The sequence below is a fragment of the Shigella sp. FJ200513 genome (assembly GCF_040495915.1).
Taxonomy (GTDB): domain Bacteria; phylum Pseudomonadota; class Gammaproteobacteria; order Enterobacterales; family Enterobacteriaceae; genus ECMA0423.
Map to the genome: position 1 here is coordinate 1 of NZ_JBDYCV010000016.1, position 25,910 is coordinate 25,910.

The following is a 25,910-nucleotide window of genomic DNA, read 5'->3' on the forward strand; positions in this document are numbered from 1 at the left end:
AATCGGTGGAGCTGCATGACAAGGTCATCGGGCATTATCTGAACATAAAACACTATCAGTAAGTTGGAGTCATTACCCGGATTAGTCATTGCTGATTTAGCCGGTGAAAGTGAAGATCCACGTTCTGTTTGTGAACATTATTATTCTTTAATCTCACAATATCGGGAAATTCACTGGGTTTTCATGGTGTCACGCTCCTGGTATTCCCAGGCTGTAGAACTGCTCATGTGCCCTACGGCGACGTTATTGTCTGATGTTGAACCCATTGAGAATCTGGTCAAGACCGTACGTTCCGGCAATACGCACGCAGAGCGTATCAGCGCCATGCTGACCTCTCCGGCAATGACTGAAACTCATGATTTTAGCTATCGCTCCGTCATTCTCACTCTTTCAGAGCGCAAGGTACTGCGGCTATTAGGTAAAGGATGGGGCATCAACCAGATAGCTTCATTGCTTAAGAAAAGTAATAAAACTATCAGCGCCCAAAAAAACAGTGCGATGCGTCGACTGGCAATTCACAGCAACGCTGAAATGTATGCATGGATAAATAGCGCGCAGGGTGCAAGAGAACTTAACTTGCCTTCTGTTTATGGAGATGCCGCAGAATGGAACACAGCCGAATTAAGAAGAGAAATGTCGCACTCATAGAAAAATGCGTCATGAGTAGTATCGGTATTGAGAGTTTATTCAGAAAGTTTGCGGGCAACCCTTATAAGCTCCATACCTATACCAGTCAGGAGTCATTTCAGGATGCCATGTCGCGGATCTCGTTTGCGGCGGTCATTTTTTCTTTTTCTGCCATGAGAAGTGAGCGCAGAGAGGGATTATCTTGCCTGACTGAGCTGGCGATTAAGTTTCCGCGTACCCGGCGTTTAGTTATTGTGGATGATGATATTGAAGCTCGGCTGATTGGTTCATTGTCGCCATCACCGCTGGACGGTGTATTAAGTAAAGCGTCAACGCTGGAGATTTTTCATCAGGAACTCTTTTTGTCATTAAATGGTGTACGTCAGGCGACCGACCGACTGAACAATCAGTGGTACATTAACCAAAGCCGGACGTTAAGCCCGACGGAGAGAGAAATATTGCGCTTTATGTCGCGTGGCTACTCAATGACACAAATTGCCGAGCAGCTTAAACGTAATATCAAAACGATCCGAGCGCATAAATTTAATGTGATGTCGAAACTGGGCGTCAGTTCTGATGCAGGGTTGTTGGAGGCCGAAGATATTCTGTTATGTATGCGGCATTGCGAAGCAAGTAATGTGTTGCATCCCTATTAATCCGCATGATGCCGGGTTTACTTCCCCGGCAGTGCTTTCATTTCAGCGTACAATAGCCACATTGCTGCACATCCGGTAAGCGATAACGCTGGCAGCAAGTGCGGCGCACCAGCAGGCCGTCGCGCAGTACCACGGTACGCCAGAGTGGATTATCTTCACCGTTCGTGAGCGTTTTCTCAAAAAAGAGGGCATGGCGCAGCGATTCAACAGTAGCCTCGCCGAGCAGTTGCTTCATCTCAGTGAGATACCAGTTGATCAAATAACCGGTATTACTCCAGATAAGTTTGCCGTTGATCTCTCCGGTCGCTTCTAGTGCTTGCACAACCGGAACCAGCGCCTGGCTGATTAACGTTTCCATTCGCTGCTGCGGCGAATGTGGTGTTGCGTTTTTATCTTCACACACATCGACCCAGAAACAGGCGACGCGTCCGGTTTCGTGAAACTCAGCATGGAAATGTTCCGGCGACACATCTAATGCTTTTTCCTGCGTCAGTAGCGCCAGCATTAATGGTGGCACCATCAGGCCGATATACCATTGTGCCCATAGTGAGATCAGCGGTTTGTTCTCGCGGATCATCGTTGGTTGGTTGCGATAGATATGATCGGAATAGACCGCCAGTAGAGAACTTAGCGCATTCGGTGATGACCATTGCGCCAGCGTCATGGCGTTAAGCGGAGCGGGTTCATCCAGGCGGATAAACTCCAGCAAATGTTCACGATGTTTGGCGATCATCGCCCGTACGGCTTGTGCAAGCCCAGCATCCTGCGGCTGGAGATGCGTTCGCCAGATGACATCTTCATAGAGCGGTGCGGAACGATAGGCCATAATCGTGATAGTAATCTAAATGATAATGATTGCTAATCCTAGCGATAGGTTTACTCGATAGCAAGGGATTTCTCTGGCTTGCAAATGATAAAAATTATCATATGATATTGGTTTTCATTATCAATGAAAGAGATGAAACCATGTTGCAACGTACGCTGGGCAGTGGCTGGGGAGTGTTGCTGCCGGGATTGCTGATTGCAGGGCTGATGTATGCGGATTTATCGCCGGATCAGTGGCGGATTGTCATTCTGATGGGATTAGTATTGACGCCGGTGATGCTGTATCACAAACAGTTGCGGCATTACATTTTGCTACCATCGTGCCTGGCGCTTATTGCTGGCATCATGCTGATGATAATGAATTTGAATCAGGGATGACAAAACAGGGAAGAAACAAGAAAGGAAGTAAAGATAATTGGTGCGAGGGGGGGGACTTGAACCCCCACGTCCGTAAGGACACTAACACCTGAAGCTAGCGCGTCTACCAATTCCGCCACCTTCGCACAGTCATCTTACTTTTTTTGATATCGCCTCGTTTGGTGCGAGGGGGGGGACTTGAACCCCCACGTCCGTAAGAACACTAACACCTGAAGCTAGCGCGTCTACCAATTCCGCCACCTTCGCCCAGTGCGAGCAATATCAACGTGATTTTTGGTGCGAGGGGGGGGACTTGAACCCCCACGTCCGTAAGGACACTAACACCTGAAGCTAGCGCGTCTACCAATTCCGCCACCTTCGCATACCATCAATTCTTAAAAAGAATTGCTACCACGGAGGCGCATTCTAGTGGTTTTCAGCTTTTCGTCAATAGTTAATTATCGCCTGATGTGTAATTGCTGGAAAAATGTCCATCAGGAAACTAGCGTGCAGGTTTGGTAGGCATGCGGGGGCAGATGCCAGATGCGACGCTGGCGCGTCTTATCTGGCCTACGAAGGGCTAACGTGCAGGTTTTGTAGGTCGGATAAGGCGTTCACGCCGCATCCGACACGGTATGCGGCGACAGATATCAGATACTCAACCTTTCTTCGCCTGGCGGGTCATAATGGCGCGATATACCTTGAAGCGCCCGGTTTGCGCGATAACTTCATGGAAGCCAAATGTCTCATCCAGCACGTCCGGGTAAGGCAGGAAGGCGTTCGCTACAATTCGCAGCTCGCCGCCGCTATTAAGATGACGCACCGCGCCACGAATCAGCGTTTGCGCCGCATCCAGGCTGGTTTGCATCCCATCGTGGAACGGCGGGTTGGAGATGATCATATCAAAACAACCTTTCACCTCGGAAAAGACGTTGCTGGCAAAGACTTCACCTTCAACACCGTTGGCTGCAAGTGTTGCGCGGCTGGCTTCTACCGCCGGGGCAGAGACATCGCACAAGGTGAGACGAATTTTCGGCGAATGGCGCGCAAAGGCAACTGAAAGTACACCCGCGCCACAGCCGACATCCAGCACTTTACCTTTCGTGTGCGGAGTTAACGTCGAGAGCAGCAACTGGCTACCGACATCCAGACCGTCGCGGCTAAACACGCCAGGCAGCGTTTTGACCGTCAGGCCATCGACGCTGTATTCGCCCCAGAATTTATCCGCATCAAATACTGGCTGTTTTTCCAGACGACCAAAATAGAGGCCACAGCGACGAGCGCTGTCGACTTTATTCAACGGCGCATAATCTGCCAGCATCTGCTCAGCGCTGCGCACGCCGCTGCGGTTCTCGCCAACGACAAAAATATCTGTCCCCACTGGCAGCAGAGAAAGTAAATTCATCAACTGGAACTGGGCTTCCGGTTTGTTCTTCGGCCAGTAGTAAATCAGCGTATCGCAATCTGCGACATCATTCGCCGTGGCGACCAGACTAAAACGGGCGTTATCCCCCATCTGGCAGCTTAACACCTGCCAATGGTGGAATTGCTGGGTATGAGCACGGCTGGCCGCGGTATCTAAACGCGCGGGCAGGTCATCCTGTAAGTCTCCGGCAAACAGAATACGGCTTTGTTCGAAATCATCACTGTGACGCAGCAAGACTTCACTTGCCGGGGTAAATGCAGACATGGAATGCTCCTCAATTGATACTGGCGGCGATTATAGCCATATGTTGGCGCGGTATCGACGAATTTGCTATATTTGCGCCCCTGACAACAGGAGCGATTCGCTATGACATCCCGACGAGACTGGCAGTTACAGCAACTGGGCATTACCCAGTGGTCGCTGCGTCGCCCTGGCGCGTTGCAGGGGGAGATTGCCATTGCGAGCCCGGCACACGTCCGTCTGGTGATGGTGGCAAACGATCTTCCCGCCCTGACTGATCCTTTAGTGAGCGATGTTCTGCGCGCATTAACCGTCAGCCCCGATCAAGTGCTGCAACTGACGCCAGAAAAAATCGCGATGCTGCCGCAAGGCAGTCGCTGCAACAGCTGGCGGTTGGGTACTGACGAACCGCTATCATTGGAAGGCGCTCAGGTGGCATCACCGGCGCTCACCGAATTACGGGCAAACCCAACGGCACGCGCCGCGTTATGGCAACAAATTTGCACATATGAACACGATTTCTTCCCTCGAAACGACTGATTTACCAGCGGCTTACCACATTGAACAACGCGCCCACGCCTTTCCGTGGAGTGAAAAAACCTTTGCCAGCAACCAGGGCGAGCGTTATCTCAACTTTCAGTTAACGCAAAACGGCAAAATGGCGGCGTTTGCGATTACGCAAGTGGTGCTGGATGAAGCTACATTGTTCAATATTGCGGTCGATCCCGACTATCAGCGTCAGGGGCTGGGTAGGGCGCTGCTGGAACATCTGATCGACGAACTGGAAAAACGCGGCGTGGCGACACTATGGCTGGAAGTCCGTGCCTCAAATGCTGCCGCCATTGCCCTGTACGAAAGTTTAGGCTTTAACGAGGCGACGATTCGCCGCAATTACTACCCCACCACGGACGGTCGCGAAGACGCCATCATCATGGCGTTGCCAATCAGTATGTAAGACAAGGTGGAATAATGAAGTGGGACTGGATTTTCTTTGATGCCGATGAAACGCTGTTTACCTTTGACTCATTCACCGGCCTGCAGCGGATGTTTCTTGATTACAGCGTCACCTTTACCGCTGAAGATTTTCAGGACTATCAGGCCGTTAACAAGCCACTGTGGGTGGATTATCAAAACGGCGCGATCACTTCATTACAGCTTCAGCACGGGCGTTTCGAGAGCTGGGCCGAACGGCTGAAAGTTGAAGCAGGCTTGCTTAACGATGCCTTTATTAATGCGATGGCGGAAATCTGTACGCCGTTGCCGGGCGCGGTTTCTCTGCTTAACGCCATTCGTAGCAACGCTAAAATCGGCATCATCACCAACGGTTTTAGCGCCTTGCAGCAAGTGCGTCTGGAACGGACGGGCCTGCGTGATTACTTCGATTTGCTGGTGATTTCCGAAGAAGTTGGCGTTGCCAAACCGAATAAGAAAATTTTCGATTATGCGCTGGAACAGGCGGGCAATCCTGACCGTTCACGCGTGCTGATGGTTGGCGACACTGCCGAGTCCGATATTCTCGGTGGCATCAACGCCGGGCTTGCGACCTGCTGGCTGAATGCGCACAATCGCGAGCAACCAGAAGGCATCGCGCCCACCTGGACCGTTTCTTCGTTGCACGAACTGGAGCAGCTCCTGTGTAAACACTGATTGCCTCCCCCCCGTTGATGGGTAAAATAGCCGCAATTTTTCGTTTTCAACAAGCGCGGCGCGATGCCGCTTACTCAAGAAGAAAGAATTATGACGTTGTCTCCTTATTTGAAAGAGGTGGCGAAGCGCCGCACTTTTGCCATTATTTCTCACCCGGACGCCGGTAAAACTACCATCACCGAGAAGGTGCTGCTGTTCGGACAGGCCATTCAGACCGCCGGTACAGTAAAAGGCCGTGGTTCCAACCAGCACGCTAAGTCGGACTGGATGGAGATGGAAAAGCAGCGTGGGATCTCCATTACTACGTCTGTGATGCAGTTTCCGTATCACGATTGCCTGGTTAACCTGCTCGACACCCCGGGGCACGAAGACTTCTCGGAAGATACCTATCGTACCCTGACGGCGGTGGACTGCTGCCTGATGGTTATCGACGCCGCAAAAGGTGTTGAAGATCGTACCCGTAAGCTGATGGAAGTTACCCGTCTGCGCGACACGCCGATCCTCACCTTTATGAACAAACTTGACCGTGATATCCGCGACCCGATGGAACTGCTCGATGAAGTTGAGAACGAGCTGAAAATTGGCTGCGCACCGATCACTTGGCCAATTGGCTGCGGCAAGCTGTTTAAAGGCGTTTACCACCTTTATAAAGATGAAACCTATCTCTATCAGAGCGGTAAAGGGCACACCATTCAGGAAGTCCGCATTGTTAAAGGGCTGAATAACCCGGATCTCGATGCTGCGGTTGGTGAAGATCTGGCACAGCAGCTGCGTGACGAACTGGAACTGGTTAAAGGCGCGTCTAACGAGTTCGACAAAGAGCTGTTCCTTGCGGGCGAAATCACTCCGGTATTCTTCGGTACTGCGCTGGGTAACTTCGGCGTTGATCATATGCTGAATGGCCTGGTGGAGTGGGCGCCTGCGCCGATGCCGCGTCAGACCGATACCCGTACCGTAGAAGCGAGCGAAGATAAATTTACCGGCTTCGTATTTAAAATTCAGGCCAACATGGATCCGAAACACCGCGACCGCGTGGCGTTTATGCGTGTGGTGTCCGGTAAATATGAAAAAGGCATGAAACTGCGCCAGGTGCGCACTGCGAAAGATGTGGTGATCTCCGACGCGCTGACCTTTATGGCGGGTGACCGTTCGCACGTTGAAGAAGCGTATCCGGGCGATATCCTCGGCCTGCACAACCACGGCACCATTCAGATCGGCGACACCTTTACCCAGGGTGAGATGATGAAGTTCACCGGTATTCCGAACTTCGCACCAGAACTGTTCCGTCGTATCCGCCTGAAAGATCCGCTGAAGCAAAAACAGCTGCTCAAAGGGCTGGTACAGCTTTCCGAAGAGGGCGCGGTGCAGGTGTTCCGTCCAATCTCCAACAACGATCTGATCGTTGGTGCGGTTGGTGTGCTGCAGTTTGATGTGGTGGTAGCGCGCCTGAAGAGCGAATACAACGTTGAAGCAGTGTATGAGTCAGTCAACGTTGCCACTGCCCGCTGGGTAGAATGTGCAGACGCGAAGAAATTCGAAGAGTTCAAGCGTAAGAACGAAAGCCAACTGGCGCTTGATGGCGGCGATAACCTCGCTTACATCGCTACCAGCATGGTCAACCTGCGCCTGGCACAGGAACGTTATCCGGACGTTCAGTTCCACCAGACCCGCGAGCATTAATTCTTGCCTCCAGGGCGCGGTAGCCGCTGCGCCCTGTCAATTTCCCTTCCTTATTAGCCGCTTACGGAATGTTCTTAAAACATTCACTTTTGCTTATGTTTTCGCTGATATCCCGAGCGGTTTCAAAATTGTGATCTATATTTAACAAAGTGATGACATTTCTGATGGCGTTAAATACCGTTCAATGCGTAGATATTAGTATCTAAAGCCGTCGATTGTCATTCTACCGATATTAATAACTGATTCAGAGGCTGTAATGGTCGTTATTCATCACCCATCGCTTTTGTGATGGCGACCATTGACTTCTGTAGAGGGTGAAGTCTCTCCCTATTCAGCAATGCAACCTCGTGTTGCTAGGCTCAAATTACGAGCAAACATACAGGAATAAATCGATGACTATGACAAGACTGAAGATTTCGAAAACTCTGCTGGCTGTAATGTTGACCTCTGCCGTCGCGACCGGCTCTGCCTACGCGGAAAACAACGCGCAGACTACCAATGAAAGCGCAGGGCAAAAAGTCGATAGCTCTATGAATAAAGTCGGTAATTTCATGGATGACAGCGCCATCACCGCGAAAGTGAAGGCGGCGCTGGTGGATCATGACAACATCAAGAGCACCGATATCTCTGTCAAAACCGATCAAAAAGTCGTGACCCTGAGCGGTTTCGTTGAAAGTCAGGCCCAGGCCGAAGAGGCAGTGAAAGTGGCGAAAGGCGTTGAAGGCGTGACCTCTGTCAGCGACAAACTGCACGTTCGCGACGCTAAAGAAGGCTCGGTGAAGGGCTACGCGGGTGACACCGCCACCACCAGTGAAATCAAAGCCAAACTGCTGGCGGACGATATCGTCCCTTCACGTAAAGTGAAAGTTGAAACCACCGATGGCGTGGTTCAGCTCTCCGGTACCGTAGATTCTCAGGCACAAAGTGACCGTGCTGAAAGTATCGCCAAAGCGGTAGATGGTGTGAAAAGCGTTAAAAATGATCTGAAAACTAAGTAATTCGTCCTCCCGAACTTTGTCGGGAGGCGCGATGTGCACCACACTAAAAATATCGCATTGAGTGATTTTCACGCTCATATCAAGCGGTGACATTAACTATGGTAAAGGAGACGCTTATGTTTCGTTGGGGCATCATATTTCTGGTTATCGCGTTAATCGCCGCCGCACTTGGGTTTGGTGGTCTGGCCGGTACCGCTGCAGGCGCAGCTAAAATTGTCTTTGTCGTCGGGATTATTCTGTTCCTAGTGAGTTTGTTCATGGGCCGAAAACGACCCTAGATTTCAGACCATTAAGAAAATTTTATCCAAAGCCAGTCCAGCGGACTGGCTTTTGCGGTTTTAGCGAATAATAAATTGCGTTACTTTGTCTTTCTTTCACAACAAAAACAGGAAGGCAGAAGTGGGGCAGCGAATACCTGTAACGCTTGGTAATATTGCGCCGTTGTCGCTAAGGCCGTTCCAGCCTGGACGAATAGCTCTGGTGTGCGAAGGCGGCGGACAGCGTGGAATTTTCACGGCTGGCGTGCTGGATGAGTTTATGCGCGCGCAGTTTAATCCTTTCGATCTTTATCTCGGCACATCTGCCGGGGCGCAGAACCTCTCGGCGTTTATCTGCAATCAGCCCGGTTACGCGCGCAAAGTCATCATGCGCTATACCACAAAACGCGAATTTTTCGATCCATTGCGCTTTGTCCGTGGAGGAAATCTTATCGATCTCGACTGGCTGGTGGAGGCCACCGCAAGCCAGATGCCGTTGCAAATGGATACCGCCGCGCGGTTGTTTGACAGCGGCAAATCGTTTTATATGTGCGCCTGTCGTCAGGATGACTACGCGCCGAATTACTTTTTACCAACCAAACAAAACTGGCTGGATGTGATTCGCGCCTCCAGTGCGATACCTGGCTTTTATCGTAGCGGAGTGTCGCTGGAAGGCATTAACTACCTGGATGGCGGGATCAGTGATGCGATTCCGGTTAAAGAGGCGGCAAGGCAGGGCGCTAAAACGTTGGTCGTCATCCGCACTGTGCCGTCACAAATGTACTACACGCCGCAGTGGTTCAAACGCATGGAACGCTGGCTGGGTGACAGTAGCCTGCAGCCGCTGGTCAATCTGGTGCAGCATCATGAAACCAGCTATCGTGACATTCAGCAATTTATTGAGAAACCACCGGGCAAGCTGCGGATATCCGAAATTTATCCGCCGAAGCCATTACATAGTATCGCGCTTGGCAGTCGGATTCCGGCGCTGCGTGAAGACTATAAACTTGGGCGTTTATGCGGTCGTTATTTCCTCGCCACGGTTGGCAAGCTATTAACTGAAAAAGCGCCGCTTACCCGCCATCTGGTGCCAGTGGTGACGCCGGAATCGATTGTCATTCCGCCTGCGCCAGTCGCCAACGATACGCTGGTTGCCGAAGTGAGCGACGCTCCGCAGGCGAACGACCCGACATTTAACAATGAGGATCTGGCTTGATTTGCCGTTTTATCGACACTCACTGCCATTTTGATTTCCCGCCTTTTATTGGCGATGAAGAGGCCAGCCTGCAACGCGCGGCACAAGCGGGCGTAGGCAAGATCATTGTTCCGGCGACAGAGGCGGAAAATTTTGCCCGTGTGCAGGCGTTAGCGGAAAATTATCAACCGCTGTATGCCGTATTGGGCTTGCATCCTGGTATGTTGGAAAAACATAGCGATGTGTCTCTTGAGCAGCTACAGCAGGCGCTGGAAAGGCGTCCGGCGAAGGTGGTGGCGGTGGGGGAGATCGGTCTGGATCTCTTCGGCGACGATCCGCAATTTGAGAGGCAGCAGTGGTTACTCGACGAACAACTGAAACTGGCGAAACGCTACGATCTGCCGGTGATCCTGCATTCACGGCGCACGCACGACAAACTGGCGATGCATCTTAAACGCCACGATTTGCCGCGTGCTGGTGTTGTCCACGGATTTTCTGGCAGCCAGCAACAGGCTGAACGGTTTGTACAGCTGGGCTACAAAATCGGCGTAGGCGGTACTATCACCTATCCACGCGCCAGTAAAACCCGCGATGTCATCGCAAAATTACCGCTGGCATCGTTGTTGCTGGAAACCGATGCGCCGGATATGCCGCTCAACGGTTTTCAGGGGCAGCCTAACCGCCCGGAACAGGCTGCCCGTGTGTTTGCCGTGCTTTGCGAGTTACGCCCGGAACCCGCGGATGAGATTGCCGAAGTGTTGCTTAATAACACGTATGCGGTGTTTAACGTTCGTGGGTAGTTTGCCCTTCGTAGGCAGCATCCGGCAGTCGGCGCATAATGCCTGATGCGACGCTTAACGCGTCTTATCATGCCTACAGGTTTGTGCCGAACCGTAGGCCGGATAAGGCGTTCACGCCGCATCCGGCAGTTGGCGCACAATGCCTGATGCGACGCTTGACGCGTCTTATCAGGCCTACAAGTCTGTGCCGAACCGTAGGCCGTATCCGGCATGTCACAAATAGAGCGCCGGAAATATCAACCGGCTCACCCCGCGCACCTTTAATGCATCAGCCAACGGCTCAACGTCTTCCGGCGTGGCGCTCGCCCAGCTTTGCGCCTCGCCATACACGCCGTGGGCATGAAACGCGTTCAGGCGAACCGGAACATCACCAAGTCCCTTGATAAACGCCGCCAGTTCTTCGATGTGTTGCAAATAATCCACCTGGCCTGGGATCATCAGCAAACGCAGTTCCGCCAGCTTGCCGCGCTCTGCCAGCAAATAGATGCTGCGCTTAATCTGTTGATTATCGCGTCCGGTTAATTGTTGATGACATTCGCTACCCCATGCTTTGAGATCGAGCATTGCGCCGTCACACACCGGGAGTAATTTTTCCCAGCCGGTTTCGCTCAACATACCGTTACTGTCCACCAGACAGGTGAGATGGCGCAGTTGCGGATCGTTTTTGATAGCAGTAAACAGCGCCACTACAAACGGCAGTTGGGTCGTGGCTTCGCCGCCGCTTACCGTTATCCCTTCAATAAACAGCACCGCTTTGCGCACATGGCTAAGCACTTCGTCCACGCTCATGGATTGCGCCATTGGTGTGGCATGTTGCGGACACATCTTCAGGCAGGTATCACATTGCTCGCAGACCACAGCGTTCCACACCACTTTGCCGTCAACAATCTGCAACGCCTGATGCGGACACTGTGGCACGCACTCCCCACAGTCATTGCAACGTCCCATCGTCCACGGATTGTGACAGTTTTTGCAGCGCAGATTGCAGCCCTGCAAAAACAGAGCCAGACGACTGCCTGGCCCGTCAACGCAGGAGAAGGGGATAATCTTACTGACTAAAGCGCATCTGCTGTTCATGGCTTATCACGCGCGGCTGGCGTTCCAGAATACGAGTGTTGCGTGCGGCTTCTTCGCCCAGCCAGGTGGTGTTGGTGCGTGAACCTTCGGCGCGATATTTTTCTAAATCCGACAAACGCACCATATAACCGGTAACGCGAACCAGATCGTTACCGCTGACATTGGCGGTAAATTCACGCATTCCGGCTTTAAAGGCACCGAGGCAAAGCTGTACCAGTGCCTGCGGGTTACGTTTGATGGTTTCGTCGAGCGTCAGAATGTCGCTGATGCCGGAATAATAATAAGCATGATGCGGGGCGACAGTTTGCAGATGGGTGATCGGATCTGGCTCATCGCCATACGGCAAACGCGCGCCCGGCGTGGTGCCGATATCGGAACTGATCCCCGACTGTGCGTGTAACATGGCGCGTTTTTGCCAGCCATATTTCACGGGGGTATTGGCGACAAACTCCGCCAGTTGCGCGCTGATGCGATAACCCACTTCATTTGCGGCGGCTTCTTTACCGTAGCGCGCGGCAATCCCTTCTTTCTCACACAGCAAGTTAACCGCTTCCGCCAGCCCATACATGCCAAACATTGGCACAAAACGTTCAGGGTTAATCAGCCCTTCTTTCACCAGGAAGCTATTCTCAAAGAAGTGTGATTGTTGATAGAGGAATTCACACCGCGCATCGATGATGGCGATCTGCTGCTGGCAGTAGTGCGGTAGAGTGCGCGTAAAGAAGTCATCCAGCGATTCGCTGCGCTCGGCAATGGCTTTCAGGTTAAGGCGTACCAGCGTGCTGCCACCACCCGCCAGCGGCAGTGAGTTGTAACAGCTCACAATCCCGTAGCCCCCTTTTGTGAAAATTTTATCATGCACCGGACCGTTGGCGATGTGCGGTTTGCTACATTCACAGATGTTCTTCGCCACTTCCAGCAGCAGGTCATCAGGGGTGATTTCAGGATCGTAGATAAAGGTCAGGTTCGGTGAAACCTGCGCGTCTGCACGTAAGATCGCGCGGGTAATGGGCGAATCAGACGGGCCGATATTGGCGTGCATAAAGGCATCTGGCAGGGTTCTGTCGAGGTAACGCCAGAAACGTTTTATTCGAACATCGATCTCGTTTTGTGTTAGAATTCTAACATACGGTTGCAACAACGCATCCAGTTGCCCCAGGTAGACCGGCATCGATGTGACCGACGGTACGTGGTGGTAAAGAATGGTCAGCAGAGAGAGTGCGTCATCAAGATCTTTCGCGCCTTCCAGCTCCAGCCATTCGGAACCGTTCGCCAGAAAACGAGCGTAATCGGGTAAGACATAGCGCGGTTTGTACGGCGCATGACCTTCAAACATATCGCAGATTACACCTTCATCCAGCGCGCGGCGGGCTTCGGCAGGAAGCTGTGGGTAAGGCAGATTGTTTTCTGCTTCCAGTGCCAGAAAATGGCGCTTCTGCTCCGGGCTAAGCACTGGGCTGGTGACAATTTGCTGGCAACGTTGTTGCAGTGCATTTTCATGAGAAGTGGGCATCTTCTTTTCCTTTTATGCCGAAGGTGATGCGCCATTGTAAGAAGTTTCGTGATGTTCACTTTGATCCTGATGCGTTTGCCACCACTGACGCATTCATTTGAAAGTGAATTATTTGAACCAGATCGCATTACAGTGATGCAAACTTGTAAGTAGATTTCCTTAATTGTGATGTGTATCGAAGTGTGTTGCGGAGTAGATGTTAGAATACTAACAAACTCGCAAGGTGAATTTTATTGGCGACAAGCCAGGAGAATGAAATGACTGATCTGAAAGCAAGCAGCCTGCGTGCACTGAAATTGATGGACCTGACCACCCTGAATGACGACGACACCGACGAGAAAGTAATTGCTCTGTGTCATCAGGCCAAAACTCCGGTCGGCAATACCGCCGCTATCTGTATCTATCCTCGTTTTATCCCGATTGCTCGCAAAACTCTGAAAGAGCAGGGCACCCCGGAAATCCGTATCGCTACGGTAACCAACTTCCCACACGGTAACGACGACATCGAAATCGCGCTGGCAGAAACCCGTGCGGCAATCGCCTACGGTGCTGATGAAGTTGACGTGGTGTTCCCGTACCGCGCGCTGATGGCGGGTGACGAGCAGGTTGGTTTTGACCTGGTGAAAGCCTGTAAAGAGGCTTGCGCGGCAGCGAATGTACTGCTGAAAGTGATCATCGAAACCGGCGAACTGAAAGACGAAGCGCTGATCCGTAAAGCGTCTGAAATCTCCATCAAAGCGGGTGCGGACTTCATCAAAACCTCTACCGGTAAAGTGGCTGTGAACGCGACGCCGGAAAGCGCTCGCATCATGATGGAAGTGATCCGTGATATGGGCGTAGAAAAAACCGTTGGTTTCAAACCGGCGGGCGGCGTGCGTACTGCGGAAGATGCGCAGAAATATCTCGCCATCGCAGATGAACTGTTCGGTGCTGACTGGGCTGATGCGCGTCACTACCGCTTTGGTGCTTCCAGCCTGCTGGCAAGCCTGCTGAAAGCGCTGGGCCACGGCGACGGTAAGAGCGCCAGCAGCTACTAAGTAAGATGCTTTACGCCTGATGCGCTGCGCTTATCAGGCCTACGAGACGTATCTACCCGTAGGCCGGATAAGGCGTAGACGCATCCGGCAAAAGCCGCCTCATACTCTTTTCCTCGGGAGGTTACCTTGTTTCTCGCACAAGAAATTATTCGTAAAAAACGTGATGGTCATGCGCTGAGCGATGAAGAAATTCGTTTCTTTATCAACGGTATTCGCGACAACACTATTTCCGAAGGGCAGATTGCCGCCCTCGCGATGACCATTTTCTTCCACGATATGACAATGCCTGAGCGTGTCTCGCTGACCATGGCGATGCGAGATTCAGGAACCGTTCTCGACTGGAAAAGCCTGCATCTGAATGGCCCGATTGTTGATAAACACTCGACCGGCGGCGTCGGCGATGTCACTTCGCTGATGTTGGGGCCGATGGTCGCAGCCTGCGGCGGCTATATTCCGATGATCTCCGGTCGCGGCCTCGGTCATACTGGCGGTACGCTCGACAAACTGGAATCCATCCCTGGCTTCGACATTTTCCCGGATGACAACCGTTTCCGCGAAATTATTAAAGACGTCGGCGTGGCGATTATCGGTCAGACCAGTTCACTGGCTCCGGCTGATAAACGTTTCTACGCGACCCGTGATATTACCGCAACCGTGGACTCCATCCCGCTGATCACTGCCTCGATCCTGGCGAAGAAACTGGCGGAAGGTCTGGACGCGCTGGTGATGGACGTGAAAGTGGGTAGCGGCGCGTTTATGCCGACCTACGAACTCTCTGAAGCCCTTGCCGAAGCGATTGTTGGCGTGGCTAACGGCGCTGGCGTGCGCACCACCGCGCTGCTCACCGACATGAATCAGGTACTGGCCTCCAGTGCAGGTAACGCGGTTGAAGTTCGTGAAGCGGTGCAGTTCCTGACGGGTGAGTATCGTAACCCGCGTCTGTTTGATGTCACGATGGCGCTGTGCGTGGAGATGTTGATCTCCGGCAAACTGGCGAAAGATGACGCCGAAGCGCGCGCGAAATTGCAGGCGGTGCTGGACAACGGTAAAGCGGCAGAAGTCTTTGGTCGTATGGTAGCGGCACAAAAAGGCCCGACCGACTTCGTTGAGAACTACGCGAAGTATCTGCCGACAGCGATGCTGACGAAAGCAGTCTATGCTGATACCGAAGGTTTTGTCAGTGAAATGGATACCCGCGCGCTGGGGATGGCAGTAGTTGCAATGGGCGGCGGTCGTCGTCAGGCATCTGACACCATCGATTACAGCGTCGGCTTTACTGATATGGCGCGTCTGGGCGACCAGGTAGACGGTCAGCGTCCGCTGGCGGTTATCCTCGCGAAAGACGAAAACAGCTGGCAGGAAGCGGCGAAAGCGGTGAAAGCGGCAATTAAACTTGCCGATAACGCACCGGAAAGCACACCAACTGTCTATCGCCGTATCAGCGAATAACGGTATACTGATCTGATCATTTAAATTTGAAGCACTGAGTACGGAGAACATATGAAACGTGCATTTATTATGGTGCTGGACTCATTCGGCATCGGCGCTACAGAAGATGCAGAACGCTTTGGTGACGTCGGGGCTGACACCCTGGGTCATATCGCAGAAGCTTGTGCCAAAGGCGAAGCTGATAATGGTCGTAAAGGGCCGCTCAATCTGCCAAATCTGACCCGTCTGGGGCTGGCGAAAGCACACGAAGGTTCTACCGGTTTCATTCCGGCGGGAATGGACGGCAACGCTGAAGTTATCGGCGCGTACGCATGGGCGCACGAAATGTCATCCGGTAAAGATACCCCGTCTGGTCACTGGGAAATCGCCGGTGTCCCGGTTCTGTTTGAGTGGGGATATTTCTCCGATCACGAAAACAGCTTCCCGCAAGAGCTGCTGGATAAACTGGTCGAACGCGCTAATCTGCCGGGTTACCTCGGTAACTGCCACTCTTCCGGTACGGTCATTCTGGATCAACTGGGCGAAGAGCACATGAAAACCGGCAAGCCGATTTTCTATACCTCCGCTGACTCCGTGTTCCAGATTGCCTGCCATGAAGAAACTTTCGGTCTGGATAAACTCTACGAACTGTGCGAAATCGCCCGTGAAGAGCTGACCAACGGCGGCTACAATATCGGTCGTGTTATCGCTCGTCCGTTTATCGGTGACAAAGCTGGTAACTTCCAGCGTACCGGTAACCGTCACGACTTGGCTGTTGAGCCGCCAGCACCGACCGTGCTGCAGAAACTGGTTGATGAAAAACACGGCCAGGTGGTTTCTGTCGGTAAAATTGCAGACATCTACGCCAACTGCGGTATCACCAAAAAAGTGAAAGCGACTGGCTTGGACGCGCTGTTTGACGCCACCATCAAAGAGATGAAAGAAGCGGGTGATAACACCATCGTCTTCACCAACTTCGTTGACTTCGACTCTTCCTGGGGCCACCGCCGCGACGTCGCCGGTTATGCTGCGGGTCTGGAACTGTTCGACCGCCGTCTGCCGGAGCTGATGTCTCTGCTGCGCGATGACGACATCCTGATCCTCACCGCTGACCACGGTTGCGATCCGACCTGGACCGGTACTGACCACACGCGTGAACACATTCCGGTACTGGTATATGGCCCGAAAGTAAAACCGGGCTCACTGGGTCACCGTGAAACCTTCGCGGATATCGGCCAGACTCTGGCAAAATATTTTGGTACTTCTGATATGGAATATGGCAAAGCCATGTTCTGATGGATTTGGGCGGAGCGTTGACTCCGCCTTTGTTATGTCACAAAAAGGATAAAACAATGGCTACCCCACACATTAATGCAGAAATGGGCGATTTCGCTGACGTAGTTTTGATGCCAGGCGACCCGCTGCGTGCGAAGTATATTGCTGAAACTTTCCTTGAAGATGCCCGTGAAGTGAACAACGTTCGCGGTATGCTGGGCTTCACTGGTACTTACAAAGGCCGCAAAATTTCCGTAATGGGTCACGGTATGGGTATCCCGTCCTGCTCCATCTACACCAAAGAACTGATCACCGATTTCGGCGTGAAGAAAATTATCCGCGTTGGTTCCTGTGGCGCAGTTCTGCCGCACGTAAAACTGCGCGACGTCGTTATCGGTATGGGGGCCTGCACCGATTCCAAAGTTAACCGCATCCGTTTTAAAGACCATGACTTTGCCGCTATCGCTGACTTTGACATGGTGCGTAACGCAGTAGATGCAGCTAAAGCACTGGGCGTTGATGCTCGCGTGGGTAACCTGTTCTCCGCTGACCTGTTCTACTCTCCGGACGGCGAAATGTTCGACGTGATGGAAAAATACGGCATCCTCGGCGTGGAAATGGAAGCGGCTGGTATCTACGGCGTGGCTGCAGAGTTTGGCGCGAAAGCCCTGACCATCTGCACCGTGTCTGACCACATCCGCACTCACGAGCAGACCACTGCCGCTGAGCGTCAGACCACCTTCAACGACATGATCAAAATCGCACTGGAATCCGTTCTGCTGGGCGATAAAGAGTAATTGTGTTTCGCTGAAAGGCGATTGTCGTGTTAAGCCGGAGTGGGGGACTGCTCCGGCTTTTTAGTATCTATTCATCAATAGCAACTGATTTATAGATTTACTATTATTTTTCATATGGATAGAAAATAAAAAACATTCAAGTATCTATTCACGAATCTATTCATTTATGTTCAGCCGTCATCCAGGAAGGGCATATCAGCAACTCTGGTGGACAACCATAAATTTCTGCCATTTTGCTTTTGATGTTTGAGCTAAGCCGTTCCGTCTTTTCGATCTGTTTTAGAGAATTAATCGAGATACCTAACATTTTACTTACTTCAGCAAGCGATAATTTATGCCTGATACGCACGGCGGCTAGCCAGGAAATACGCTGGCTGAACATTAAATTGATAATCTCCCGTTCCTGGTTTTCCAGATCGATCATATTTCCTTCCTTGGATATTTTAATCAGCGAGTTACCTTACCGCCCCCGCTATCCACGTCGACAACTCCCGTAGCTCTTTTTCCTGGTCCGGGAAGTCAACCAACAGCGCTTCGCACTCTTGTTGCAGCATATCCGCGCGGTACAGGCAGCCTTGCAGTCGCCCGGCGAGGGCTTCCAGCGGCGCGGGGTTGAGGCTGTCGGTAAATACCTGGGCGCGGGTGATATGGCCTTTTTCAACGTCGAAATGCAGTTCCACGCCGCCCCAGCTAAAGCGTTCATCCAGCAGATGCGAGAATGCCGGAGCCTGACCGAAGTTCCACTCTCAGCTACTCTGACGGGCAAAGGTTTCGGCGAAGTTTGGCAAGTCTGGCGTTTTGTCCGGGGAGATGATTTCCGCTTCCACGTGCTCGCCATAATGGGCGAAAAAGGCCTCGGTTATGGCCTCGCAAACCTGCTCATGGTGAGCCCCGGCAGCAGCTCGGTGAGGTTGGTCACGCGGGAACGCACTGAAGTAATGCCTTTCGCCGCCAGTTTCTTTTTATCCGGATTGAGATAGTTTGCCAGGCGGCTGAGGTCGGCATTGAGTAGCAAGGTGCCGTGGTGGAAGCCGCGATCTTTGGTTTCGCGATAGGCCGAGCCTGAGACTTTGCGGTCGCCTTCGACGGTTTTCACCACCAGATCGTTACGTCCGGACGCTTCGGCGCTGACGCCGAGCGCGTTCAGCGCATTGAGCACAATCGACGTGGAGATAGTTTTATCGTACTCCGGCTTGCCAGCCATAAAGGTAAAGCAGGTATTGCCGAGATCGTGGAACACCGCGCCGCCACTGCGCCGCGCCAGGCGGACGTTATCTTCTTCCATCCGCCGGGTATTACACTCTTTCCACGGGTTCTGCGCGCGACCAATTACTACCGTGTCGGCATTGCGCCAGAGAAACAGAACGCGCTGCGTGGCGGGCATTTGGCGAAAAATACACTCTTCCACCGCCAGGTTAAACCACGGGTCGTAAGAGTCAGAGATGAGCAGGCGTAATGTGGACATAACGATTTCCTTTCTTGTAGTAATGGGTCACTCTTTTTTCTCGCTTTCTTCCTCTTCCGGCACCGGTTTGCTGGCGGTTAACAGGAAGGGCGATTGCTGCCAGCGGGTGCGTTTACCCTGTAGCAGCGTGCGGGTCAGCACTACGCCGATTGCCAGTGAGAGCAGCAACATCAGGCGTAAAATGTTAGTGGTGTTATCCACCTGTTGGGCTTCGGTGGCGAGCGTATGGGTGTCGAGTGTCAGGCGCAGATAGCCGAGCGGTCCGTTTTTACCCGCAATTGGCTCGACAATCTGCTGGTTAAAATAGCCGCCTGCTTTTTTACCGTCGAGCGCCAGCCGATCGCGCACTTCGACGCTTTCGCCAGAACGTGCGATAAGATCGCCTTGTTCGTCATACACACCCGCGTCGAGGATACGGCTTTCATCTGTTAACTGATCGAGGATCGCCTGAATGCGTTTTTCATCCGGTGAGTCGGTACGCATCAGCGGTGCAACGTTCAGCGTCACCTGACGCGCCAGGGTGCGGGCCAGTTCTTCCAGCTGTGGATTACGCTGTCGCTGGTGGTTTTGACTAAACCATGACGCCCCCTGCATCAGTGCCACTAACAAGGCAAGACAGAACAGGACAATCACTGCCCGATGTAGCCGGAATTTCAGTTTTGTGCGAGCCATCTTCCACCCTTTGAAAATTTGAGACTTAATGTTGCCAGAAGCAATGGATACAAGGTAGCCTCATGCGTTATTTTCCCTGCTTCGAACGATTTTACAGGAGCCTTAATGCCTAACATTACCTGGTGCGACCTGCCTGAAGATGTCTCTTTATGGCCGGGTCTGCCTCTTTCATTAAGTGGTGATGAAGTGATGCCACTGGATTACCACGCAGGTCGTAGCGGCTGGCTGCTGTATGGTCGTGGGCTGGATAAACAGCGTCTGACCCAATACCAGAGCAAACTGGGTGCGGCGATGGTGATTGTTGCCGCCTGGTGCGTGGAAGATTATCAGGTGATTCGTCTGGCAGGTTCACTCACCGCACGGGCTACACGCCTGGCCCACGAAGCGCAGCTGGATGTCGCCCCGCTGGGGAAAATCCCGCACCTGCGCACGCCGGGTTTGCTGGTGATGGACATGGATTCCACCGCCATCCAGATTGAATGTATTGATGAAATTGCCAAGCTGGCCGGAACGGGCGAGATGGTGGCGGAGGTAACCGAACGGGCGATGCGCGGCGAACTCGATTTTACCGCCAGCCTGCGCAGCCGCGTGGCGACGCTGAAAGGCGCTGACGCCAATATTCTGCAACAGGTGCGTGAAAATCTGCCGCTGATGCCAGGCTTAACGCAGCTGGTGCTCAAGCTGGAAACGCTGGGCTGGAAAGTGGCGATTGCCTCCGGCGGCTTTACTTTCTTTGCTGAATACCTGCGCGACAAGCTGCGCCTGACAGCCGTGGTAGCCAATGAACTGGAGATCATGGACGGTAAATTTACCGGCAATGTGATCGGCGACATCGTAGACGCGCAGTACAAAGCGAAAACTCTGACTCGCCTCGCGCAGGAGTATGAAATCCCGCTGGCGCAGACCGTGGCGATTGGCGATGGAGCTAATGACCTGCCGATGATCAAAGCAGCAGGGCTGGGGATTGCCTACCATGCCAAGCCAAAAGTGAATGAAAAGGCGGAAGTCACCATCCGTCACGCTGACCTGATGGGGGTATTCTGCATCCTCTCTGGCAGCCTGAATCAGAAGTAATTGCCTGCCCGTCATCCTGCGGGCGGCACAGCATTAACGAGGTACACCGTGGCAAAAGCTCCAAAACGCGCCTTTGTTTGTAATGAATGCGGGGCCGATTATCCGCGCTGGCAGGGGCAGTGCAGTGCCTGTCATGCCTGGAACACCATCACCGAGGTGCGTCTTGCTGCGTCGCCAACGGTGGCGCGTAACGAGCGTCTCAGCGGCTATGCCGGTAGCGCCGGGGTGGCAAAAGTCCAGAAACTCTCCGATATCAGCCTTGAAGAGCTGCCGCGTTTTTCCACCGGATTTAAAGAGTTCGACCGCGTACTAGGAGGCGGCGTGGTGCCAGGAAGTGCCATTCTGATTGGCGGTAACCCTGGTGCGGGGAAATCCACGCTGTTGCTGCAAACGCTGTGCAAACTGGCCCAGCAGATGAAAACGCTGTATGTCACCGGCGAAGAGTCGCTGCAACAGGTGGCAATGCGCGCTCATCGCCTTGGCCTGCCGACTGACAATCTCAATATGTTGTCGGAAACCAGCATCGAGCAGATCTGCCTGATTGCCGAAGAAGAGCAACCGAAGCTGATGGTAATTGACTCGATCCAGGTGATGCATATGGCGGATGTACAATCATCGCCTGGTAGCGTGGCGCAGGTGCGTGAAACGGCGGCTTATCTGACGCGTTTCGCCAAAACGCGCGGTGTGGCGATTGTCATGGTTGGACACGTAACCAAAGATGGTTCGCTGGCTGGCCCGAAAGTGCTGGAACACTGTATCGACTGTTCGGTGCTTCTGGATGGCGATGCCGACTCCCGTTTTCGCACCTTACGCAGCCATAAAAACCGCTTCGGCGCGGTGAATGAGCTGGGCGTCTTCGCGATGACCGAACAGGGGCTGCGTGAAGTCAGCAACCCTTCGGCAATTTTCTTAAGTCGCGGAGATGAAGTGACCTCCGGCAGCTCCGTGATGGTGGTGTGGGAAGGAACGCGTCCGTTGCTGGTGGAGATTCAGGCGCTGGTCGATCACTCGATAATGGCGAATCCGCGCCGCGTGGCAGTGGGGCTGGAACAAAACCGTCTGGCAATCCTGCTGGCTGTCTTGCACCGTCACGGTGGTCTGCAAATGGCCGATCAGGATGTGTTTGTGAACGTGGTCGGCGGCGTGAAGGTAACCGAAACCAGCGCCGACTTAGCGTTACTGCTGGCGATGGTTTCCAGCCTGCGTGACAGACCGCTGCCACAGGATCTGGTGGTGTTTGGTGAAGTCGGGCTGGCAGGGGAGATCCGCCCGGTGCCCAGTGGCCAGGAGCGGATTTCTGAAGCGGCGAAACACGGTTTTCGCCGGGCGATTGTTCCGGCGGCTAACGTACCGAAAAAAGCGCCGGAAGGGATGCAGATTTTTGGCGTTAAAAAACTCTCCGACGCGCTTAGCGTGTTCGACGACTTATAATGAGAGATACGGAGGGAGATATGTCGTCATTTGATTACCTGAAAACTGCCATCAAGCAACAGGGCTGCACGCTACAGCAGGTAGCTGATGCCAGCGGTATGACCAAAGGGTATTTAAGCCAGTTACTGAATGCCAAAATTAAAAGCCCCAGCGCGCAAAAGCTGGAGGCATTGCACCGTTTTTTGGGGCTTGAATTTCCCCGGCAGAAGAAAACCATTGGTGTCGTATTCGGTAAGTTCTACCCGCTGCATACCGGACATATCTACCTTATCCAGCGCGCCTGTAGCCAGGTTGACGAGCTGCATATCATTATGGGTTTTGACGATACCCGCGACCGCGCGTTGTTTGAAGACAGCGCCATGTCGCAGCAGCCCACGGTGCCGGATCGTCTGCGCTGGCTATTGCAAACCTTTAAATATCAGAAAAATATCCGTATTCATGCTTTCAACGAAGAGGGCATGGAGCCGTATCCGCATGGCTGGGATGTGTGGAGCAACGGCATCAAAAAGTTTATGGCTGAAAAGGGGATCCAGCCGGACCTGATCTACACCTCGGAAGAAGCCGATGCGCCACAGTATATGGAACATCTGGGGATCGAGACGGTGCTGGTCGATCCGAAACGTACCTTTATGAGTATCAGCGGTGCGCAGATCCGCGAAAACCCGTTCCGCTACTGGGAATATATTCCTACCGAAGTGAAGCCGTTTTTTGTGCGTACCGTGGCGATCCTTGGCGGCGAGTCGAGCGGTAAATCCACCCTGGTAAACAAACTTGCCAATATCTTCAACACCACCAGTGCGTGGGAATATGGCCGCGATTATGTCTTTTCACACCTCGGCGGTGATGAAATCGCATTGCAGTATTCCGACTACGATAAAATCGCGTTGGGTCACGCACAATACATTGATTTTGCAGTGAAATACGCCAATAAAGTGGCGTTTATTGACACCGATTTTGTCACTACCCAGGCGTTCTGCAAAAAGTACGAAGGGCGTGAGCATCCGTTCGTGCAGGCGCTGATTGATGAATACCGTTTCGATCTGGTGATCCTGCTGGAGAACAACACGCCGTGGGTGGCGGATGGTTTACGCAGCCTCGGCAGTTCGGTGGATCGCAAAGAGTTCCAGAACTTGCTGGTGGAGATGCTGGAAGAGAACAATATCGAATTCGTGCGGGTTGAAGAGGACGATTACGACAGCCGTTTCCTGCGCTGCGTGGAGCTGGTGCGGGAGATGATGGGGGAGCAAGGATAACCGTGACGAAACTGCTCAAAGGCGAGGTATAAAATGAGTTTTTTTGATGAGTTGAAAACCTCTCTGGAAGAGGCTGTCGAGATTAAACAAGGTTTGAAAAAACCTGCACGGGTGACCCGCCACGAAATTGAGGATGCTAAGGCTGTTGTAGACCGGAAAAGGTGTTCACGCCGCATCCGGCATTCGGTGCTCAATGCCTGATGCGACGCTTACCGCGTCTTATCAGGCCTACAGTTTTACAACGTATTGAAATTGCTGGTTTTGTAGGCCGGATAAGGCGTTCGCGCCGCATCCGGCATTTTACGCATTACTTCGCAATACGCTTGTACTTGATACGCTTCGGCTCCAGCGCGTCTGCGCCCAGCGTGCGTTTTTTGTACTCTTCGTACTCAGTAAAGTTACCTTCGAAGAACTCAACTTTACCTTCATCCTGGTAGTCCAGGATGTGCGTGGCGATACGGTCGAGGAACCAACGGTCGTGCGAGATAACCATCGCACAGCCCGGGAACTCCAGCAGGGCGTTTTCCAGCGCGCGCAGGGTTTCGATATCCAGGTCGTTGGTTGGTTCGTCGAGCAGCAGCATGTTGCCGCCAACCTGCAGCAGCTTCGCCAGATGCAGACGACCGCGCTCACCACCGGAAAGTTCGCCAACACGTTTACCCTGATCAACCCCTTTAAAGTTAAAGCGGCCAACGTAGGCGCGGCTTGGCATCTCGGTGTTGCCGATCTTCATAATATCCAGCCCGCCGGAAACTTCTTCCCAAACGGTTTTGCTGTTATCCATTGAGTCACGGAACTGATCAACCGATGCCAGTTTCACCGTTTCACCCAAAGTGATGGTGCCGCTGTCCGGCGGTTCCTGACCGGAGATCATACGGAACAGGGTCGATTTACCCGCGCCGTTCGGACCGATGATCCCGACGATCGCCCCTTTCGGGATCGAGAAGCTCAGGTCATCAATCAGCAGGCGATCGCCGTAGGATTTACGCAGGTTGCTGACTTCCAGCACTTTATCGCCCAGACGCGGTCCAGGTGGAATAAACAGTTCGTTGGTTTCGTTACGTTTCTGGTATTCGGTGCTGTTCAGCTCTTCAAAGCGTGCCAGACGTGCTTTACCTTTCGACTGGCGGCCTTTAGTTCCCTGACGTACCCACTCCAGCTCTTTCTCGATCGACTTACGACGCGCCGCTTCTTGTGAAGCTTCCTGCGCCAGACGCTGATCTTTCTGCTCCAGCCAGGAGGAGTAGTTACCTTCCCACGGAATTCCTTCACCGCGGTCCAGTTCGAGGATCCAGCCTGCAACGTTATCGAGGAAGTAACGGTCGTGAGTAATCGCCACCACGGTGCCTTCGAAGTCGTGCAGGAAGCGTTCCAGCCACGCCACGGATTCGGCATCCAGGTGGTTGGTCGGTTCGTCGAGCAGCAGCATGTCTGGTTTTTCCAGCAGCAGGCGGCACAACGCCACGCGACGACGCTCACCACCGGAGAGGTTAGCGATTTTCGCGTCCCAATCTGGCAGACGCAGCGCATCCGCCGCACGCTCCAGCTGTACGTTCAGGTTATGACCGTCGTGAGCCTGAATGATCTCTTCCAGACGGCCTTGTTCAGCGGCCAGCTTGTCAAAATCGGCATCCGGATCGGCGTACAGCGCATACACTTCATCCAGGCGTTTCAGGGCGTTAACCACTTCTGAAACCGCTTCTTCAATGGACTCACGCACGGTGTGTTCCGGGTTCAGCTGCGGTTCCTGCGGCAGATAACCAATCTTGATGTCTGGCTGCGGACGCGCTTCACCTTCGATGTCTTTATCAATGCCCGCCATAATGCGCAGCAGGGTGGACTTACCCGCGCCGTTCAGACCCAGGACACCAATTTTTGCCCCAGGGAAGAAACTCAGAGAGATGTTTTTCAAAATATGACGTTTCGGCGGAACAACTTTGCCGACACGATGCATGGTATAAACGAATTGAGCCACGTTGGACTTCGCCTCTATGTTTATCGTGATGATGAGTTTTCAAAGGCGAAGTGTAGCCTGTTTCCCCGCCTAATCCCAGTTGGTCGATCACCTTCGCAGTAAAAGTAAAAAAGTGTCCGTAACGTGGCGTAAACGGCAATGACTGGTTAGCATAAATCTATTACGCGGCATGACGCTGCATTGATGTATTTACACTTAGAGGATG

At 52.9% G+C, this 25,910-nt stretch carries 26 protein-coding genes, 3 tRNA genes and 2 pseudogenes; 20 read left to right on the top strand and 11 right to left on the bottom strand.

Annotated elements, in window-relative coordinates; all coding sequences use genetic code 11:
• The 3 genes and pseudogenes from ABZJ92_RS05545 to bglJ form a co-directional block, all read left to right on the top strand.
• Positions 1-62: IS1 family transposase (locus ABZJ92_RS05545; protein ID WP_071528444.1), on the top strand; the 62-nt coding region annotated here is incomplete at its 5' end.
• 16 nt (positions 63-78) lie between these two features.
• Positions 79-648 (top strand): annotated as a pseudogene (locus ABZJ92_RS05550) (helix-turn-helix domain-containing protein); the annotation flags it as partial.
• On the top strand, positions 606-1,283 hold the full coding sequence (gene bglJ / locus ABZJ92_RS05555; RefSeq protein ID WP_014532396.1) for a DNA-binding transcriptional activator BglJ: 678 nt from the start codon (positions 606-608) through the stop codon (positions 1,281-1,283). The pseudogene ABZJ92_RS05550 and the gene bglJ, both read left to right, overlap by 43 nt.
• Positions 1,284-1,320: 37 nt before the next feature.
• Here bglJ and fhuF read toward each other — a convergent pair whose 3' ends face one another.
• Positions 1,321-2,109, bottom strand: a complete 789-nt coding sequence (fhuF, locus tag ABZJ92_RS05560; protein ID WP_000331583.1) for a siderophore-iron reductase FhuF — start codon at positions 2,107-2,109, stop codon at positions 1,321-1,323.
• A 140-nt stretch (positions 2,110-2,249) separates the two neighbouring features.
• Between fhuF and ABZJ92_RS05565 the strand changes: the two genes are divergently transcribed.
• Positions 2,250-2,486: a DUF1435 domain-containing protein gene (locus tag ABZJ92_RS05565; RefSeq protein WP_001423769.1), complete on the top strand. Its 237-nt coding sequence runs from the start codon at positions 2,250-2,252 to the stop codon at positions 2,484-2,486.
• A gap of 38 nt (positions 2,487-2,524) precedes the next feature.
• Here ABZJ92_RS05565 and ABZJ92_RS05570 read toward each other — a convergent pair.
• The 4 genes from ABZJ92_RS05570 to rsmC form a co-directional block, all read right to left on the bottom strand.
• Positions 2,525-2,611: transfer RNA gene (locus ABZJ92_RS05570), tRNA-Leu, on the bottom strand.
• A gap of 34 nt (positions 2,612-2,645) precedes the next feature.
• A tRNA-Leu gene (locus ABZJ92_RS05575) sits at positions 2,646-2,732 on the bottom strand.
• Between the two features lie 28 nt (positions 2,733-2,760).
• A tRNA-Leu gene (locus ABZJ92_RS05580) sits at positions 2,761-2,847 on the bottom strand.
• 276 nt (positions 2,848-3,123) lie between these two features.
• A complete protein-coding gene (gene rsmC / locus ABZJ92_RS05585) occupies positions 3,124-4,155 on the bottom strand; it encodes a 16S rRNA (guanine(1207)-N(2))-methyltransferase RsmC (protein WP_001272299.1) in 1,032 nt (343 codons plus the stop codon).
• A 102-nt stretch (positions 4,156-4,257) separates the two neighbouring features.
• Between rsmC and holD the strand changes: the two genes are divergently transcribed.
• The 8 genes from holD to ABZJ92_RS05625 all read left to right on the top strand — a co-directional run bounded on the left by holD (position 4,258) and on the right by ABZJ92_RS05625 (position 10,708).
• The gene (gene holD, locus ABZJ92_RS05590) at positions 4,258-4,671 is read left to right on the top strand and encodes a DNA polymerase III subunit psi (protein WP_000204032.1); all 414 of its coding nucleotides are present in this window, start codon (positions 4,258-4,260) and stop codon (positions 4,669-4,671) included.
• Complete coding sequence (rimI, locus tag ABZJ92_RS05595; RefSeq protein ID WP_001092461.1) at positions 4,640-5,086, top strand: ribosomal protein S18-alanine N-acetyltransferase; 447 nt, start codon at positions 4,640-4,642, stop codon at positions 5,084-5,086. Before holD ends, rimI begins: the two co-directional genes overlap by 32 nt.
• A 14-nt stretch (positions 5,087-5,100) precedes the next feature.
• Positions 5,101-5,778: a pyrimidine 5'-nucleotidase gene (gene yjjG, locus ABZJ92_RS05600; RefSeq protein WP_000870703.1), complete on the top strand. Its 678-nt coding sequence runs from the start codon at positions 5,101-5,103 to the stop codon at positions 5,776-5,778.
• A 90-nt stretch (positions 5,779-5,868) separates the two neighbouring features.
• Positions 5,869-7,458: a peptide chain release factor 3 gene (gene prfC / locus ABZJ92_RS05605; protein WP_000175932.1), complete on the top strand. Its 1,590-nt coding sequence runs from the start codon at positions 5,869-5,871 to the stop codon at positions 7,456-7,458.
• Between the two features lie 392 nt (positions 7,459-7,850).
• Positions 7,851-8,456 carry a molecular chaperone OsmY gene (osmY, locus tag ABZJ92_RS05610; protein ID WP_001295410.1) on the top strand — a complete coding sequence of 202 codons (606 nt, stop codon included), beginning with the start codon at positions 7,851-7,853 and terminating at the stop codon, positions 8,454-8,456.
• 116 nt (positions 8,457-8,572) lie between these two features.
• Positions 8,573-8,734 carry a DUF1328 domain-containing protein gene (locus ABZJ92_RS05615; protein ID WP_000490275.1) on the top strand — a complete coding sequence of 54 codons (162 nt, stop codon included), beginning with the start codon at positions 8,573-8,575 and terminating at the stop codon, positions 8,732-8,734.
• A gap of 121 nt (positions 8,735-8,855) precedes the next feature.
• Positions 8,856-9,929, top strand: a complete 1,074-nt coding sequence (locus tag ABZJ92_RS05620) for a patatin-like phospholipase family protein (protein ID WP_005053752.1) — start codon at positions 8,856-8,858, stop codon at positions 9,927-9,929.
• Positions 9,926-10,708 (top strand): metal-dependent hydrolase, encoded by a 783-nt coding sequence (locus tag ABZJ92_RS05625; protein WP_000563019.1) that lies wholly within the window; start codon positions 9,926-9,928, stop codon positions 10,706-10,708. The genes ABZJ92_RS05620 and ABZJ92_RS05625 overlap by 4 nt, the downstream gene beginning before the upstream one ends.
• A gap of 213 nt (positions 10,709-10,921) precedes the next feature.
• Here ABZJ92_RS05625 and ABZJ92_RS05630 read toward each other — a convergent pair whose 3' ends face one another.
• The gene (locus tag ABZJ92_RS05630; protein WP_001088391.1) at positions 10,922-11,785 is read right to left on the bottom strand and encodes a YjjW family glycine radical enzyme activase; all 864 of its coding nucleotides are present in this window, start codon (positions 11,783-11,785) and stop codon (positions 10,922-10,924) included.
• Complete coding sequence (locus ABZJ92_RS05635) at positions 11,757-13,298, bottom strand: YjjI family glycine radical enzyme (RefSeq protein WP_001143271.1); 1,542 nt, start codon at positions 13,296-13,298, stop codon at positions 11,757-11,759. The genes ABZJ92_RS05630 and ABZJ92_RS05635 overlap by 29 nt, the downstream gene beginning before the upstream one ends.
• A 257-nt stretch (positions 13,299-13,555) precedes the next feature.
• Here ABZJ92_RS05635 and deoC point away from each other — a divergent pair, with 257 nt between their 5' ends.
• The 4 genes from deoC (at position 13,556) to deoD (ending at position 17,835) form a co-directional block, all read left to right on the top strand.
• Positions 13,556-14,335 carry a deoxyribose-phosphate aldolase gene (deoC, locus tag ABZJ92_RS05640; protein WP_005053747.1) on the top strand — a complete coding sequence of 260 codons (780 nt, stop codon included), beginning with the start codon at positions 13,556-13,558 and terminating at the stop codon, positions 14,333-14,335.
• A gap of 126 nt (positions 14,336-14,461) precedes the next feature.
• Positions 14,462-15,784 (top strand): thymidine phosphorylase, encoded by a 1,323-nt coding sequence (gene deoA / locus ABZJ92_RS05645; protein WP_000477815.1) that lies wholly within the window; start codon positions 14,462-14,464, stop codon positions 15,782-15,784.
• A gap of 51 nt (positions 15,785-15,835) precedes the next feature.
• Positions 15,836-17,059 carry a phosphopentomutase gene (deoB, locus tag ABZJ92_RS05650; RefSeq protein WP_000816471.1) on the top strand — a complete coding sequence of 408 codons (1,224 nt, stop codon included), beginning with the start codon at positions 15,836-15,838 and terminating at the stop codon, positions 17,057-17,059.
• A 56-nt stretch (positions 17,060-17,115) separates the two neighbouring features.
• Positions 17,116-17,835 (top strand): purine-nucleoside phosphorylase, encoded by a 720-nt coding sequence (gene deoD, locus ABZJ92_RS05655; RefSeq protein ID WP_000224879.1) that lies wholly within the window; start codon positions 17,116-17,118, stop codon positions 17,833-17,835.
• Positions 17,836-17,995: 160 nt separating this feature from the next.
• Here deoD and ABZJ92_RS05660 read toward each other — a convergent pair whose 3' ends face one another.
• The 3 genes and pseudogenes from ABZJ92_RS05660 to ABZJ92_RS05670 form a co-directional block, all read right to left on the bottom strand.
• Complete coding sequence (locus ABZJ92_RS05660; RefSeq protein WP_000566150.1) at positions 17,996-18,259, bottom strand: helix-turn-helix domain-containing protein; 264 nt, start codon at positions 18,257-18,259, stop codon at positions 17,996-17,998.
• Positions 18,260-18,290: 31 nt separating this feature from the next.
• Positions 18,291-19,300: pseudogene (gene lplA, locus ABZJ92_RS05665) on the bottom strand (lipoate--protein ligase LplA).
• A gap of 27 nt (positions 19,301-19,327) precedes the next feature.
• Positions 19,328-19,972, bottom strand: a complete 645-nt coding sequence (locus ABZJ92_RS05670; RefSeq protein ID WP_000124615.1) for a YtjB family periplasmic protein — start codon at positions 19,970-19,972, stop codon at positions 19,328-19,330.
• Positions 19,973-20,077: 105 nt separating this feature from the next.
• On the opposite strand from ABZJ92_RS05670, the gene serB reads away from it, so the two are divergent.
• Genes serB through nadS form a run of 4 tightly spaced genes read left to right on the top strand, consistent with a single transcriptional unit; the run spans position 20,078 to position 23,931 of the window.
• Entirely contained in the window at positions 20,078-21,046 is a 969-nt protein-coding gene (serB, locus tag ABZJ92_RS05675) for a phosphoserine phosphatase (protein WP_001132955.1), read from the top strand.
• 48 nt (positions 21,047-21,094) lie between these two features.
• Entirely contained in the window at positions 21,095-22,477 is a 1,383-nt protein-coding gene (radA, locus tag ABZJ92_RS05680) for a DNA repair protein RadA (RefSeq protein ID WP_005053736.1), read from the top strand.
• A gap of 20 nt (positions 22,478-22,497) precedes the next feature.
• The gene (nadR, locus tag ABZJ92_RS05685) at positions 22,498-23,730 is read left to right on the top strand and encodes a multifunctional transcriptional regulator/nicotinamide-nucleotide adenylyltransferase/ribosylnicotinamide kinase NadR (protein ID WP_000093812.1); all 1,233 of its coding nucleotides are present in this window, start codon (positions 22,498-22,500) and stop codon (positions 23,728-23,730) included.
• A 33-nt stretch (positions 23,731-23,763) separates the two neighbouring features.
• Positions 23,764-23,931 carry a NadS family protein gene (gene nadS, locus ABZJ92_RS05690; RefSeq protein ID WP_000007444.1) on the top strand — a complete coding sequence of 56 codons (168 nt, stop codon included), beginning with the start codon at positions 23,764-23,766 and terminating at the stop codon, positions 23,929-23,931.
• Between the two features lie 106 nt (positions 23,932-24,037).
• On the opposite strand, the gene ettA is transcribed toward nadS, so the two are convergent.
• Positions 24,038-25,705, bottom strand: a complete 1,668-nt coding sequence (gene ettA, locus ABZJ92_RS05695) for an energy-dependent translational throttle protein EttA (RefSeq protein WP_000046745.1) — start codon at positions 25,703-25,705, stop codon at positions 24,038-24,040.
• Positions 25,706-25,910 lie beyond the last annotated feature (205 nt).